Consider the following 15,077-nt stretch of genomic DNA (forward strand, 5'->3'; position numbering starts at 1 on the left):
GGCGGCCTTCGCCATATACGACTCAACCGGTCGTTACTTCTTATTACGCATCTGCGCTTCCATTTGACGCAGCAGGTCCATATCGGACTTGGGGCCGCCCGTTCCCAGGCCACCCATACCGCCCAGACCCATGGCATCTAGGCCGGGAATATTGGGCATGCGCATCTTTTTGCCCTTCTTACCCTTTTTGCCCTTCTTGCCGCCGGCCTGTGCCTGATTGGCCATCGTGCGCATGCGGCCCATCATCTTATTCATCTCGCCCCACTGCTTCATAAGGCTGTTGACCTCGGTGGGGGTTACGCCGGCGCCCTTGGCGATACGTGCGCGGCGCTGGCCGTTGATGATGGAGGGACGCAGGCGCTCCTCCTTGGTCATCGACATGATGATGGCCTCGTTCTTATCGAAGATGCCCTCGTCCAGGTTGCCGCCCATCTGGTTGAGCGCGCGCTGGCCACCGGGAAGCATGCCCAGGATACCCTTCATGCCGCCCATCTTTTTGACGGCTTTCATCTGGTCGAGCATATCGTTCATGGTGAAGCCCTCGCGCAGCATACGCTCGGCAGCCTCAAGCTGCTCTGCATCGGCTGCCTCCTGGGCCTTCTCGATAATGCCGACAACATCGCCCATGCCCAGAATGCGCTTGGCCATGCGATCGGGATAGAACGGCTCAAGCGAATCGGGTTTCTCGCCCATGCTCACAAACTTGATGGGCTTACCGGTCACCTGACGCACCGAAAGTGCGCCGCCGCCACGGGCATCGCCGTCGAGCTTGGAGATGATCACACCGTCAAAGTCGGTGCGATCGGCGAAGGTCGAGACGACGTTGACGATGTCCTGGCCGGTCATGGCGTCGACGACCATCAGCACCTGGTCGGGCTTGACGGCCTTCTTGATGTCGACGGCCTCCTGCATCATCTGCTCGTCGATCTGAAGACGACCGGCGGTATCGACGATGACCACGTCACGCAGGTGATCGACGGCCTCTTGGATGGCGCCCTTGGCGATATCGACCGGGTGCGCACCGTCGCCGCGAAAGACTGGTACGCCAATCTCGCCGCCGAGCGTGGCAAGCTGGTCGGCAGCGGCGGGACGGTAGACGTCGCACGCGGCGAGCAGCGGCGAGCGGCCCTGCTTCTTGAGCAGGTAGGCCAGCTTTACGGCCGCCGTGGTCTTACCGGAGCCCTGCAGGCCCACGAGCATGATGACATTGGGAATACGGTTGCTAAAGACGAGCTTGCTCTCGGTTGAGCCGAGCATCTCGGTGAGCTCGTCGAGCACGATCTTGACGACGTTTTGCGCCGGCGACAGCGACTCCATGACCTCGGCGGTCATGCAGCGCTCCTTGGTCTTGGCGACGAACTCCTTGACGACCTTAAAGTTAACGTCGGCCTCGAGCAGGGCCATGCGAATATCGCGCATGGCCGAAGTAATATCGGCCTCGGTCAGCTTACCCTTGCCGCGCAGGCGGTCAAATGTGTCGTTGAGGCGATCGCTCAGGGAATCAAACACTGGTTACTCCTTAGTTGGACTCGCCCACCAGGGCGCGGCAGAAATCTTTGGCGTTAAACTCCTGCAGGTCATCGACCTGCTCGCCCACGCCGATGCGCAGGATCGGGAGCTTGAGCTTCTCGGCCACGGCCATGGCGATACCGCCCTTAGCCGTGCCGTCGAGCTTAGTCATGATAATACCGTCCAGGCCCAGCGCCTCGTTAAACTCGAGCGCCTGGTTCAGACCGTTCTGACCAGTAGCGGCATCGATCACAAGCACGACCGAGACCGGCATGGGACCGGCGGCCATATTGGCGGCGCGCTTACGAGTCACATTGACCACCTTAGCGAGCTCGCGCATGAGCTCGGGGCTCGTGTGCAGACGACCGGCGGTATCAATGAGCACCAGGTCGCTGCCGCGCTTATCGGCCTCGTCGAGCACGTCATAGCACACGCTCGCCGGATCGGAGCCGCGGTCACGCTTGATAACCGGTACGCCGGCACGCTGGCCCCACACATCGAGCTGCTCGATGGCGGCGGCGCGGAAGGTGTCGGCCGAACCGATCACCACGTTCTTCCCGCGGGCGGCCATGGCGCTCGCGATCTTGCCGACCGTGGTGGTCTTGCCGGCACCGTTGATGCCCACAAACAGCACGCAGCTCGGCGTATCGGAAAACGGGTCGCGCTCAACAGGCACAAAATGGCCCTCGAGCTGCTCGGCCAGGGCGCGGCGAAGCTGCGGGGCGGTCTTGAGGTTCTTCTTGGCAGCGGCGTCGCGCAGGTCATCGGAGACCTGAATGGCGACCTCGGCACCCATGTCACCCATAACGAGGGTGTCCTCAAGGTCCTCCCAAAAATCCTCGTCAACCTCACCGCCAAAGTAGAAGACCTCGTTGAGGGCCTCGCGGCTGCGCTCAAGTCCGCGCGAGAGTGCGTCAAAGAATCCCATTATGCATTCACGACCTTTCCGGTTTCGCGATCGAGTTTTTGCGAGACGACGCGACTGACGCCGTCGGCTTGCATCGAGACGCCGTAGAGAACGTCAGCATCCTCCATAGTACGGCGCTGATGCGAGATTACCAAGAGCTGCGTATCGGAACGCAGCACATCGAGAGCACCGATGAGCTTGGACAGGTTGGCGTCGTCGAGCGCCGCCTCGACCTCGTCCAGCACATAGAACGGCACCGTACGCGTGCGATACACGGCAAAGAGCAGGGCGAGCGCCGTCAGGCTCTTCTCGCCGCCCGACATGAGCATCATCTTGGTGATGCGTTTGCCGCGCGGCTGCGCCACGACCTCAATGCCCGTCTCGGCAGGATGCTCGGGATCGGTCATCTCAAGGTGAGCCTGACCACCCGGGAAGAGCATGGCGAAGATCTCGCGGAAGTTCGCGTCGACCTTCTCAAACGTCACCAGGAACGCCTTGCGCATCTTGCGGTCAATCGCCACGGTGATCTTGGTGAGCGCCTTGCGCGCGCTCTCCAGATCGGCCAGTTGCTCCTCGATGTAATCGGCGCGGCGCTTGAGCTGCTCGTACTCCTCCATGGCAACCTGGTTCACGGGGCCCAGATTGTTGATTTGGCGCACGAGTTGGTTGAGCTCGCGCTCGGCAGCGTCGCGATCGGTGGGCGCCGGCAGCATGAGCGCCTCCTCGAGCACCGTGGTGCCGTCGGCGGTGATGGCCTTAATGGCAGCCTCTACCTGCACCTCGAGCTTGCCGCGCGCCACCTTGAACTCATTTTGCGTCGTGGCGGCAGCATCGACCCTCTCTTTGGCGCGGGCGACCTCGGTCTTGGCGTCCTCGATGGTCTTCTTTAGCGAAGCCGAGTCCGCCTCCTCAAGCGTTGCCTGATCGCGCAAGCGCGCAGCCCAGTCCGAGGCGCGCTCCAACAGGGCAGAATAGCGCTCGTGCATGGGATCGACGCGAAGGCGCAGCAGCTCAAGCGAGCGCGAGGCCTGGCGTGTTCCGCGGATACGGCGGTCGATGCCTTCCAGGCGATGCTCAAGATCGGGCACGCGGCCCTTCAGCGAACGCAGGCGCTCGCTCGTCTGGGCCAGGCGGACCTTGGCATCGGCGAGCTTGCCGGCTGCCTCGGAATCATCACGGCGCACGCGATCGAGCTCATCATTGGCCTCGGCAATCTGCAAGCCCAGATCGCTCGCTTGCGCACGAGCCTCGTCACGCGAACGGGTAAGTTCATCCACGCGCGGACGTGCAGCACGAACGGCCTCGGCAGCCTGCTCGCGGCTCTTGGAAATACGCACGCGCTCGACCTCGGCGTTGTTGGCACTCTGCTCCAGGCGGCCGATCTCGGACAGCAGGGAGCGACGCTCGCCCTCAAGGCGGGCAATCTCGCCGGCAGCATCGCCCTCGGCAGCACGGGCCTCCTCAACGGCCGCATTGGCCTCGACGACCTGATCAGAAACATGCTCAAACGCGGCAGCAAGATCGGGCTCCAGGCCTTCCAGCTCGCGGATACGACGCTTGCGCTCCAGGGCGCCCGAAGCCTCGCCGGCATCAAGCCCCACGCGAACCAGGCCGCCGCAGGCAACGCGGGCGCCATCGGGAGTCACATAGGTCACGCCATCAACGACCGGCGCGGACAGCGCGGCAGCCAAGTCATCGACCACGTAATAGCCGCCGAGCAATGCCTCGACGACCGGACCGTAGCCCGCTCGCACGGACAGACGATCAACAAGACGGGTACCGGCGGCACCCTCGGCAGCCGCAGAGCCACTCACGCTGCGCGCCACCAGCAGCGCCTCGCCCGAGGCCTTCTTCTGGTCCAGCGCAGCGCGACCGGCGCGCTCAAGTGCGGCAGCGTTATCGAACAACAGGGCATCGATATCGCCGGCGAGCAGCTGCTCAACCAGGCCCTCAAGCTCACGAGGTGCCTCGAGCACATCGCCCAGACGACCCGAGACATCGTCGCCCAGCGCGCCCACCAGACGGCTTACGAGCGGCGAGCTGTCGGCCATGCGAGCATCAAGCTTCTTTTGGCTGGCAAGCTCCGAGCGCACCTCGGACAGCTTGTTGCGTGCCTCGCCTTCGCGGGCACGCAGGTCCTTGAGGGCAGCCCGTGCCGTCTCGGTGGCCTCGCGCGCATCGCTCTGGGCCTGACGAGCCGCCTCAAGGGCGCTCTCAAGCTCCTCAGCACGGTCGCGGCGGCTATCAAGCGATGCCGTGACCTCCTCGAGCTGTTCATCGATCTGCTCCAGGCGCGAGGCATACATGTTGTCCTCGACCTCGGCGTTGCTCAGCGAGTCCTTCACCTTGGCGAGCTCGAGCGCAGCATTATCGGCAACGCGCTGCACATCGCGCTGTTCGCGCGTGAGCTGCGAAATCTGATTGTCGAGCGCAACGCGACGCTCGTGGAGCTCGGCGGCGGCAGGACCAGCGGCGTCAACGTCCTCCTGGGCCTGCATATGCGCGCCGGTCACTTCCTCGAGCTGAGCACGTGCGTCCTCGAGCTCCTCAACCACGCGACGGCGCTGATGCTCGGAGCTCGAGATCTGGCCACGCATGTCGGACAGGCGCGACACCATGTTATGGCCCTTTTCCTCGAGCAGGCGCATATCGGAGTTAATGCGACCGACCACGTCTTGCATATGACGGCGCTGCTCGCCCAAGTCGCCCACAAACAGGCCCTTTTCCTCGAGCATAACTTGGAGCTTCTCGAGCTCGCGCTCCTTTTCACCCAAGCGGTATTGCGCGAGCTCAAGCTCGGCAGCGCCCTCCTTGGAGCGGCTCTCCAGGTCGTTCCACTGCGATTGCAGTGAACGCAGCTCATCGACGGCCAGCATCTGCGTAAGCTCGTTCGCGCGCGAGGACAGCTCTTTGTACTTGCGCGCGCGATCGACCTGACGCTCCAGCGGCCGCAGCTGACGGGCGATTTCCTTATTGATATCGCGGGCACGGGTCAGGTGCTCGTCCATCGACTTGATCTTTTTGAGCGCACGTTCCTTGCGACGCTTGTGTTTGGAGATGCCGGCGGCCTCCTCAATGAGGGCACGGCGCTCCTCGGGGCGGCTCTGCAAAATGGCATCGAGCTTGCCCTGGCTGATGATGGAATGCGTATCCTTGCCCAGTCCCGAATCGTGCAGGATGTCCTGAATGTCCATCAGGCGGCACGGGCTCGAGTTGATGAGGTACTCGCTTTCGCCCGAGCGGTACATACGACGGGTGATAGCCACCTCGTCAAAGTCGACGGGCAGCATATGGTCCGAATTGTCGAGAACCAGCGTGACCTCGGCCACGCCTACCGGCTTGCGCGCCGACGAGCCCGAGAAGATGACGTCTTCCATGGCCTGGCCGCGCAGCTGCTTGGCGCTCTGCTCGCCCAGAACCCACAGAATCGAGTCGGAGATGTTCGATTTTCCCGAGCCGTTGGGACCGACGATGACGGTCAGGCCCGGCTCAAACGTCATATGGGCGCGGTCGGCAAACGACTTAAACCCTTTGAGCGTGAGGGACTTGAGATACACGGTTCCTCGCTTAAACAGGCTTCTTGTTCAGAATCACGCCGTTGGTGGTGTAGCCCATGCGGTCGAGCGCCTCGAGTGCAGCGGCTCCCTCGGCTTCCTTCTTGGAGGAACCGGTACCGCGGCCCTGGCGGATGCCGTCGATGAGCACCACAGCGGTAAAGGTGGGCGCATGCGCGGGGCCCTCGGAGCCAACCAGCTTATACGCGGGAGGCTCGTGGCCGTCGGCCTGCACGCACTCCTGCAAAAACGACTTGGGGTTCGCGGGGTGCTCGGCACGCTCGGAGGCCAGGTGCGGCTTAAGCGTGCGGTGGATGAACTCCGCCGCAGCGTCCCAGCCGGCATCCAGGTACAGGGCGCCCACGAGTGACTCGTAGACGTTCTCGAGCGCCGAATGCAGGCCGCGCGCGCCCGTGCCGGTCTCGGAGGCACCAAAGATGATGATATCGTCGATGCCCAGCTCATGGGACACCTCGGACAGCGTGGCACCCGAGACGAGCGACACCTTCAGTCGCGTAAGCTTGCCCTCGTCAAACTCCGGATAGGACTCAAAGAGCGAACGGGCAACCACGGCGCCCAAAATCGAATCGCCCAAAAACTCAAGGCGCTCATAGCTCGCCGAGACGGGCTGACCTTCCACGGCAGAAGGGTGCGTGAGCGCCGCGCGCAGCAGCACCTTGTTATTGAACTCGTGGCCCAGGATTTCCTGGGCGCGCGCGAGTCGTTGAGATAAAGCCAAGACTTAGGCCTCCTTGGCGTTTTCAATAGCGTCGACAGCGTCGGCGACAGAGTTGAGCGACAGCAGGGTCTCGTCATCGATCTCGAGGTCGAACTCGTCCTCGATGGCCGTCACCAGCTGCAGACGCTCGAGCGAATCGGCATCGAGATCGTCAAAGGTAGTCTCGTCGCTAATGTCGGCGACATCGACGCCCAGAACGTCAGCGGCGACTTCGGCGATCTTATCGAAGATTTCGGAGCGGTCCATAGCGCTTCCTCTCGTATTGCGTGAACATCAACGCGCTGGCGCCGCAAGCGCAGCGCCAAGACACGGTTTTGATTCTACCCCACGACGCAGGCCGCGAGGCACATAACAGCGCTCTAACTCGCTCCTACAAAACGATGCCGTCCATAGAGTTGGCGACGTTCTCGACCAGCCCGGCGCGCACGGCCTCCGCCGCGGCGAGCGTACCGTTTTTGACGGCCTCGACCGAGGTGGCACCGTGGCCGATCAGGACCACGCCACGCAGGCCCAGCAGAATGGCGCCGCCCTTAGCATCGCCCGAGAGTTTTGCCTTGATCTCGCGCATCTGCTTTTTGATGAGCAGCGCGGCGATCTTGGTGCCGAGCGAAGCCATAAAGGCACCCTTGAGCTCTTGTAGCAAAAACTTAGCGGCGCCCTCGGTCGCCTTGAGCGCGATGTTGCCCGACATGCCATCGGCAACGACGACGTCAAAGTTACCCGAGGTCAGGTCGGTGCCCTCGCAGTTGCCCACAAAGCCGGGAACGGCGGCCTTCATGGCAGGGAAGCACGCCTTGGTAAAGTTGGAGCCCTTCTCATCCTCGGTACCGTTGCCGAGCAGACCGACGCGGGGATGCTCAATGCCCAAGACGACGCGCGCATAGGCGCTACCCATCTGGGCAAAACGCACCATGTCGTCGACCTCGACATCGGGGTTGGCGCCCATGTCGCACAGGACCGTCAGGCCGCCGGCGCGGTTGGGCAGTGCATTGGTGAGGCACGGACGCACCGGCTGCTTCTTGCCCTCGGCCTGATACCTAAATGGCGTCACGTAGGCGGTAGCGGCAGCGGTCATGGCGCCGGTGGAGCCGGCAGAGAAGAACGCGTCCGCGTTACCCTTCTTGATAGCGCGGCAGGCAAGTACGATCGAGGACTTACGCTTGGTCATCACGGCTCGAATGGGATCGTCATCCATGGCGATGACATCGGGCGCCTCCAAGGCCTCAACACGAGCGTGAGCCGCGGCAAAGGGGTTCACGATCTCTGCGGGACCGACGGCCAAGACCTCGATATCGGGATCCGCCGCAAGCGCCGCCTCGATACCGTCGAGGACAACCTGAGGCTTCTCGTCTCCACCCACAACGTCTACACAAACGCGAACGTTACTCATATACATGCTCCTTATACAAAAATGGCCGACTCATTGAGCCGGCCATTGTGGTTCCAGTTGGAACGGCATCGCATCCAGAGTATACAGTTACTCGGTAACGATAACCTCGCGGTCCTTGTAGAAACCGCAGCTGGGGCACACGTGGTGCGGGAGCTTGACAGCGCCGCAACGGGGGCACGTGGACTGAGCCGCAGCCGAGATCTTCATGTTGGCGGAACGGCGGGTGTGAGTGCGGATACGACCCTGCTTTTGTTTAGGTACGGGCATAGTGACCTTCCTTATGAACTATCCAGTGTGGCGATTACGCGCAAGTAGCGATACTACCACAGTTTTACTCGTCAAGCTTGAGATTCTTCAATGCTGCAAATGGATTTTCCGTGGCAGCGGCCCATTCGGCCTCTGCTTGAGCGGCGCAATCGCATTGCTCGACGTTGAGATTGATGCCGCAGGTGGGGCACAGGCCGCGACAATCGGGCTTGCACAGGACAACGAACGGCGTGTCCATGACGACCGCGTCGTTGATGGGCTCGCCCAGATCGACGATGCGATCCTCGCCCAGCAGCTCGTAGCCGTCTTCGTAGGCCTCGGGGTCCTCGGGCTCGTTAAAGAGATAGAATTCCTCAATCTCACCGGCGATATCAAACGAAGCGGGCTCCAAGCAGCGGTCGCACTCGCCGGTGGCGTGGGCGCGGACCATGCCCGAGAGCAGAACGCCGGTGCCGGCATTGGTAAAGACCACGTCGTAGTCAATGCCGTCCTGCAGCTGGTACTCCTTCTCGCCCACCGTATAGGCGGCGACATCGACCTTGCCGGTCAGCGGATACGAGTCTCCGGGAAACTCGAGCTGTTCGGAAAGATCGACGGTAACGCTCGGGAACTCAGCCATTACCACTGACCATTCTGCTGGGCGGCACCCTCGTTGAGCTGCTGACGGCAACGGGTGACGGTGCCGGTCAGGCTCTTGAGGTTCTCCTCGAGGTGCGTAAAGACCTGCTCGGCGTAGTCCTCGGCGGCATAGCGCGTCTCGCGCTCATACTGCTGGGCACGGTCGCGGATATCGTCGGCCTGCTGCTGCGCTAAGCGGACGATCTCTTGCTCACCGGCAATGGTGAGGGCCTGCTGCTGAGCATCGGCGATGATGGAATCGGCCTGAGCGGCGGCGGAAGCCATAAGCTCCTCGCGCTCCTTGAGGATACGGCGGGACTTCTGCCATTCCTCGGGATAGCTCATGCGGATCTCGTCGAGGATGTTAAAGAAGACGTCGGCGTCGATAACCTTCATCTGGGCGTTCTTGCCGAACGGCGTCTTAGCCTCTTCGATGAGCCCCTCGAGCTCGTCGACAAGACTCACGATCCTGTCGCCAGGAAAATTCTCGCCCGGCATCCGGTCTCCTTTCATAGGTAACATATCATCGTGTTAGTTTACCACATGCCACCAGGCATTAAAAAACGTCACGAAAAGCGATGTTTGAGCGCCTTGACCACATTAGACGGAACAAAATTAGAGACGTCGCTACCGAGCGAGGCAATCTGGCGAACCACCGAGCTCGAGATATAGCCGTACTGCGGCGCACTCATGACAAAGATGGACTCCAACTCGTTATCCAGGCGGTAGTTGAGGTCGGCCTGCTGCAGCTCGTACTCAAAGTCGGTCATGGCACGCAGGCCCTTGACCACGGCTCCTGCTCCCTGTTCGCGGGCAAAATCGACCAAGAGGCCGGTGAAGGGCAGCACCTCGACGCCGTCAATATCGCCGAGCGCCTCACGGGCCAGCGCCACGCGCTCGTCGAGCCTAAACGTGGTGCCGACGCCGTTTTTTCCCTGCGACTCGGCAACGGCAACGATCACGCTGGGAAAGATGCGGCGGGCGCGGCGGATGACGTCGATATGGCCAAACGTTATGGGATCGAAGGTGCCCGGGACAATCACGCGGTTGATGGTGTCATTCATGGGCGTCCTCCAAAAGCGAATCATCGTCATGGTCGCTGTCGCCGGCATTGCCAGCCTCGTTCGTGGCCGACCAGCGCAGCAAGTCAACCGAAGTTATGCCGTAGCGCTTCTCGCGCACGGTCTCAAAACCGGTCGGGTGAGCGCCCGTATCGGCCGCGGCGTGCTCAAAGAGTGCGTAGGCGCCCTGCGCCAGCAAGCCTTGCTGAGCTAGGTTTTGCAGCAGCTCCTCGACCGGCTCGGCGCCAAAAGCATAGGGCGGGTCGAGCAGAACCAGGTCAAAGGGACCGCCTGGCACGCGGCCGCGCGAAGCGCTTGCCAGCACGTCACCCGTCACCACGCGCCAACGCGCACGGTCACGGCACAGCGACTCGATATTCTTGGTAATCAGACGAGCAGCGTTGCGATCGATCTCGAACGTGGTGAGCGAGCGGGCACCACGCGAGAGCATCTCGATGCCCAAGGCGCCGGAGCCGCCAAAGGCATCCAGCACGCGGACCTCGTCCAGATCGAAGTCGAATGCCGACATGACCATAGATGCGCACGCCTCGCGAACGCGATCGGTCGTGGGGCGGGTGACATCTCGACCACGGGGCTCCTCGATCTTACGACCGCGCCATTCGCCTCCGATGATTCTCATCCTCCGCTGACCTCCTTAAAGATGTGTCGATACCGCGTGGCGACCGCATCGCGCAGAGGGCGCGTCGCCACGGAGTCAAGGTTGCAAGCATACCGCAAGAGCTCGACCGCGTCCAAATGTGCCCACTCGATCAATTCCTCGTCGGCATCGAGGTCAACAAAGCGCAAGGTCACGCCGCCATGCTGGCGGTAACCCAGGATTTCACCCTCGTGGCGCAGACGCAGGTCCATCTGGGCGAGCGTAAAGCCGTCCGAGGTCTTCTCGAGCGACTGGAGGCGGTCTTGTGCCGCCGACGCGCCGCCGTTGCCCTTGGAGTGCGTCATGACCAGGCACGTACCCGACACGCTGCCGCGGCCTACGCGCCCGCGCAGCTGGTGCAAGGCCGCCAAGCCAAAGCGCTCGCCATTCTCGATAACCATGACGGTGGCGTTGGGCACGTCAACGCCCACCTCGACCACCGTGGTCGAGACGAGCACATCGATCTCGCCACGCTTGAAGGCATCGATGACCCGGTCCTTCTCCCCCGCCGGCATGCGGCCATGGAGACGCTCGATGGTAAACCCCGGTAATGCCAGACGAAGGCGATCGAGCTCGGTCGCCGTGTCATGCAGCGGCACGGGCACGGTCACGCGGCCCTCGTCGTCGCGAACGATGCCGGGTACGTCTTCGAGCTCATCGGCCGAATCGCTCGGCTCCACGAGCGGACAGATCACGTAGGCTTGCTGCCCCTTTTCGTGTGCCTCGCGAATGGCGCCATAGGCCAGGTCACGACTCGACTCGGTGAGGACGCGCGTCGTCACGCCGGCACCCGGAACGGGACGATGGCGGATGATGCTCGTATCCAGGTCACCGTAGACCGAGAGCGCCAGCGTGCGCGGAATCGGTGTGGCGGTCATGACCAGCAAGTCGGCACCCGGGCCTTTTGCGCGTAGAGCGTTACGCTGGCCCACGCCAAAGCGGTGCTGCTCGTCGATCACCACAAGCGACAAATGCTTGAACGTGACGTTCTCCGAAAGCACCGCATGGGTACCAAAGAGCACGTCGAGCTCGCCAGACTGGAGCCGAGCATGAATCTGTTCACGCTCGGCCGCCGGCGTGGCGCCCGTCAGGAGCGCCCAGGTCATGCCAGCCTGCGAGAGCAAGGGGCCGGTCTTATCGGCATATTGACGCGCCAGCACGCCCGTGGGCGCCATGACGCACGCCTGGGTGCCGCTATCGGCCGCAACCGCCAACGCGCAGGCGGCAACGGCGGTCTTACCGGTACCGACGTCACCCAGCAGCAGACGGTTCATCACACGACCGCCATCGCACATGTCATGCAGGATGTCTTGAAATGCAGCCTCCTGCTCATCGCTCAGCGAAAACGGCAGGGCCTGTTTGAGCGCAGCCAAATGCTCGCCCGCGTCATGCGCATAAGGCACTACGTCGACCATACCGCCATCGTTGCGCAGACGCAGCGCGAGCTGCAGGCAGAGACACTCCTCGTAGGCAAGACGCCGGCGTGCGATGTCGCGCTCGGCCATGCTCGAGGGAAAGTGGATCGAGCGCAGCGCACGGGCATTGCTCATGAGCTTCCGCTTTGCGCGCAGCGGCGCGGGAATGGGATCGAACGGATTGGCGACCACTTCGAGCGCACCGCTCACGATACGGCGCATCCATGCCTGACTCACGCCATCGCTCACGTAATGGACCGGTAGGATGGTGCCGGCGGCGCGCCCGTCCTCGAGCTTTTCAAAGTGGGGCGAGGCCATCTGCTTAAAACCGTAGGCAAACTCGACCTTGCCCATCACGGCCAGGCGGTCGCCCTGCTTGAACTGCTGGGCAATCCAGGGCTGACGGAAAAAGGCAACCTGCAGCACGCCCGTCTCGTCCACGAGCGAGACCTCAGTCACCTGCATACGCGGACGGGGCTGCTTTTGGACAATACGATCGACCGTGGCGATAATGGTGCACACGGTACCGATGGGCGCCATCTCGATGGACCACGAGCAAGTGAAGTCCAGGTAGCGATGGGGAATATGGAGAAGGAGGTCCCCCACCGTCCGAATTCCCAGACGGCGAAGGGCCTCCTCACGTTTACCCGAAACATATTTGAGTCGCGCGATATCCTCGTCGAGCGCATTGCTCTGGGCAAAACGCTCCGAGACGCGCGGCACGGAGCACAGCTCGGACATAGGCAGAGCCTACTCGATCGAGAAGATCACGGGATAGAGCGGCTGCTCGCCACGATGGGCGTCGATCTCCAGATCGGGCTGAGCTTCCTCGATGGCATCGACGATCTCCTGGAAGGCCTCATCGGACAGCTCCTCGCCGGCCAGAATCGTCAGCGCGTCGCCCTCCTCTTCCTCCTGCATACGGTTGATGCAGTCGAGCGTGACCTGCTTCACGTCAGAGCCGACCACGTCGATGGAGCCGGCGATGATGCCCATGACGTCACCGGAGTGAATCGGCGAGCCGTCGGAGGCGCTGGAGTCGCGCACGGCACGGGTGACCTCGCCATCGCGGACCTCGCTGATGGCGTCGACCATGGCGGCAACAGCATCCTCGAGTTCGGAATCGGGCAGGACCGCGAACAGCGCGGAGAACGCCTGCGGGACGGTCTTGGTGGGAACGACGGCGACCTTCTTGTCGGTGCAGGCAGAAGCGGCAGCCTCGGCAGCCATGCGGATGTTGCCGTTGTTGGGCAGGATGATGACCGAGGTCGCGTTGACCTGGTCGACGGCGCCCAGCAAGTCGGCGGTCGAGGGGTTCATGGTCTGGCCACCCGACACGATCACATCGACGCCGAGGGACTTGAGGATGTCGGCCTCGCCGGAACCGGCGGCAACGGCGACAAAACCCAGCGCCTTCGCAGGCTCGGCGGACTTCTCCTGGTCCTCGTGGATCTTAGCGGTACGGTCGTGGGCCTCCATCTCCATGTTGTGGATAAAGACCTCATAGATCTGACCGAGCTGCAGCATGTGCTCGAGCACCAGGTTGGGGGTGTTGGAGTGCACGTGGATCTTGTAGTCGGGGTAGGCGCCCACGAGCAGCTCACAGTCGCCCATAGAACCCAGGAACTTCAGGCACTCGTCCTCGTCAAAAGGAGCGTCGGCCTTAAAGAGGAACTCGTTGCAGTAGCGGAACTCCGAGCCCTCCCAGTCGTCGTTAGCCTCGATCTCAACACGGCCAAGAGCGGCATCGCGAGCAGAGCCGGCGGAATCGAACGTAGCGGAGAAATCCTCGACCACGGTGCTGCGGCCAAGAGCAGCGGCAACAAAGTTCTCCAAGAAGATGGCAAAGCCAAAGGCGCCGGAGTCGACCACGCCGTTCTCCTTGAGGACGGGCAGCAGGTCGGGTGTGCGGGCGACGGACTGGTAGGCCTCGACGACGATGGCGTCAAGCGCATCCTCGGCAGAGAACTTCTTCTTCTCGCACTCGTCTGCCTTGGTCGAAACATCACGCAGGACCGTGAGAATCGTGCCTTCGATGGGCTTACGAACAGCCTGGAAGGCAACCTTGACGGCACGGCGGAAGGCGAAGGCGATATTGGCGGACGTAATGGGCTCATCGGCAGAGACAAGGCCCTCGGCCACACCGCGCAGAATCTGCGAGGTGATGACACCGGAGTTGCCGCGGGCGCCCATCAGGGAGCCGTGGGTGATGGCGCCAGCAATGGCCTCCATGTCGGCATCGGCGGGAAGGGCAGAAAGCTCCTTGGTCACCGAGGCGAGCGTGAGCGACATGTTGGTGCCGGTGTCACCGTCGGGTACGGGGAAGACGTTGAGCTTGTTGATCTCCTCGGCCTTTTCGGAAACGGCAGCCGCAGCGATCGGAAAACAGGTGCGAATGGTCTTTGCAATCATGAGTGGTGAAATCTCCGTATTCGGATGCTAGTTCAGACGGCTCTTGAGCGCGTCGATGTGAATGCCGATCTTAAGGCTGGCGGGATCGATTTGAGCGATCTCCTGCAGGGTGAAGGCGACGGAGCTCGAAAGATTGTGGCAGACGGACTTCATGTTGACGCCGTTCTCGAGCACGACGTGAAGGTCGACCGTAAGGCCGTTCTCGTCGGCGGAAACAAGCACGCCCTTGCGGAGGCGCTGGCCGGCAAGCAGGCGCACGCTCTCGGCGCCCTGGAGCTGCTCAGCCATACCGACGACGCCGTAGCAGGTCATTGCGGCATAACCGGCAATATCGGCAATAACGTCGTTCGAGACGCTCAGGCTGCCGTTAATGGTCTCAGACACAAGAATCTCCTTTTCTGGTGCTCGCGGCACCATGTCGTGGGAGCAATCATTCCAACATTCTACAACGAGCGCGCCATGTTGAGGTGGCGGGGTTCGCGATTACATCCTCGACACGAAATGTTGATACGGTAACGTTCGCCACAGGCGATCGCGGCATGAAAAA

At 62.3% G+C, this 15,077-nt stretch carries 14 protein-coding genes; all 14 read right to left on the reverse strand.

The window, feature by feature from the left end; all coding sequences use genetic code 11:
• Positions 1-33: 33 nt before the first annotated feature.
• Positions 34-1,509 (reverse strand): signal recognition particle protein, encoded by a 1,476-nt coding sequence (gene ffh / locus AB5Z20_RS03530; protein ID WP_349100254.1) that lies wholly within the window; start codon positions 1,507-1,509, stop codon positions 34-36.
• A gap of 10 nt (positions 1,510-1,519) precedes the next feature.
• Positions 1,520-2,437 (reverse strand): signal recognition particle-docking protein FtsY, encoded by a 918-nt coding sequence (gene ftsY, locus AB5Z20_RS03535; protein WP_117564147.1) that lies wholly within the window; start codon positions 2,435-2,437, stop codon positions 1,520-1,522.
• Positions 2,437-5,973 carry a chromosome segregation protein SMC gene (smc, locus tag AB5Z20_RS03540; protein WP_368156253.1) on the reverse strand — a complete coding sequence of 1,179 codons (3,537 nt, stop codon included), beginning with the start codon at positions 5,971-5,973 and terminating at the stop codon, positions 2,437-2,439. Before smc ends, ftsY begins: the two co-directional genes overlap by 1 nt.
• A 10-nt stretch (positions 5,974-5,983) precedes the next feature.
• Positions 5,984-6,709 carry a ribonuclease III gene (gene rnc, locus AB5Z20_RS03545; RefSeq protein ID WP_117583423.1) on the reverse strand — a complete coding sequence of 242 codons (726 nt, stop codon included), beginning with the start codon at positions 6,707-6,709 and terminating at the stop codon, positions 5,984-5,986.
• 3 nt (positions 6,710-6,712) lie between these two features.
• Positions 6,713-6,955, reverse strand: coding sequence for an acyl carrier protein (locus AB5Z20_RS03550; protein WP_035138134.1), 243 nt, complete (start codon positions 6,953-6,955; stop codon positions 6,713-6,715).
• 124 nt (positions 6,956-7,079) lie between these two features.
• Positions 7,080-8,099 carry a phosphate acyltransferase PlsX gene (gene plsX, locus AB5Z20_RS03555; RefSeq protein ID WP_035138131.1) on the reverse strand — a complete coding sequence of 340 codons (1,020 nt, stop codon included), beginning with the start codon at positions 8,097-8,099 and terminating at the stop codon, positions 7,080-7,082.
• A gap of 87 nt (positions 8,100-8,186) precedes the next feature.
• Positions 8,187-8,366, reverse strand: a complete 180-nt coding sequence (rpmF, locus tag AB5Z20_RS03560; protein WP_022094017.1) for a 50S ribosomal protein L32 — start codon at positions 8,364-8,366, stop codon at positions 8,187-8,189.
• Positions 8,367-8,430: 64 nt separating this feature from the next.
• Complete coding sequence (locus AB5Z20_RS03565; RefSeq protein WP_368156255.1) at positions 8,431-8,985, reverse strand: DUF177 domain-containing protein; 555 nt, start codon at positions 8,983-8,985, stop codon at positions 8,431-8,433.
• Positions 8,985-9,482: a hypothetical protein gene (locus AB5Z20_RS03570; protein ID WP_022094019.1), complete on the reverse strand. Its 498-nt coding sequence runs from the start codon at positions 9,480-9,482 to the stop codon at positions 8,985-8,987. The genes AB5Z20_RS03565 and AB5Z20_RS03570 overlap by 1 nt, the downstream gene beginning before the upstream one ends.
• Before the next feature lie 68 nt (positions 9,483-9,550).
• Positions 9,551-10,048: a pantetheine-phosphate adenylyltransferase gene (gene coaD, locus AB5Z20_RS03575; protein WP_368156257.1), complete on the reverse strand. Its 498-nt coding sequence runs from the start codon at positions 10,046-10,048 to the stop codon at positions 9,551-9,553.
• Complete coding sequence (gene rsmD, locus AB5Z20_RS03580) at positions 10,041-10,685, reverse strand: 16S rRNA (guanine(966)-N(2))-methyltransferase RsmD (protein ID WP_368156258.1); 645 nt, start codon at positions 10,683-10,685, stop codon at positions 10,041-10,043. The genes coaD and rsmD overlap by 8 nt, the downstream gene beginning before the upstream one ends.
• Positions 10,682-12,859: an ATP-dependent DNA helicase RecG gene (recG, locus tag AB5Z20_RS03585; protein WP_368156259.1), complete on the reverse strand. Its 2,178-nt coding sequence runs from the start codon at positions 12,857-12,859 to the stop codon at positions 10,682-10,684. Before recG ends, rsmD begins: the two co-directional genes overlap by 4 nt.
• A 9-nt stretch (positions 12,860-12,868) precedes the next feature.
• A complete protein-coding gene (locus tag AB5Z20_RS03590) occupies positions 12,869-14,530 on the reverse strand; it encodes a DAK2 domain-containing protein (RefSeq protein ID WP_368156261.1) in 1,662 nt (553 codons plus the stop codon).
• A gap of 27 nt (positions 14,531-14,557) precedes the next feature.
• On the reverse strand, positions 14,558-14,947 hold the full coding sequence (locus AB5Z20_RS03595; protein WP_006234031.1) for an Asp23/Gls24 family envelope stress response protein: 390 nt from the start codon (positions 14,945-14,947) through the stop codon (positions 14,558-14,560).
• Positions 14,948-15,077 lie beyond the last annotated feature (130 nt).

Origin of the sequence: Collinsella aerofaciens (assembly GCF_040910245.1) — a bacterium.
GTDB lineage: Bacteria > Actinomycetota > Coriobacteriia > Coriobacteriales > Coriobacteriaceae > Collinsella.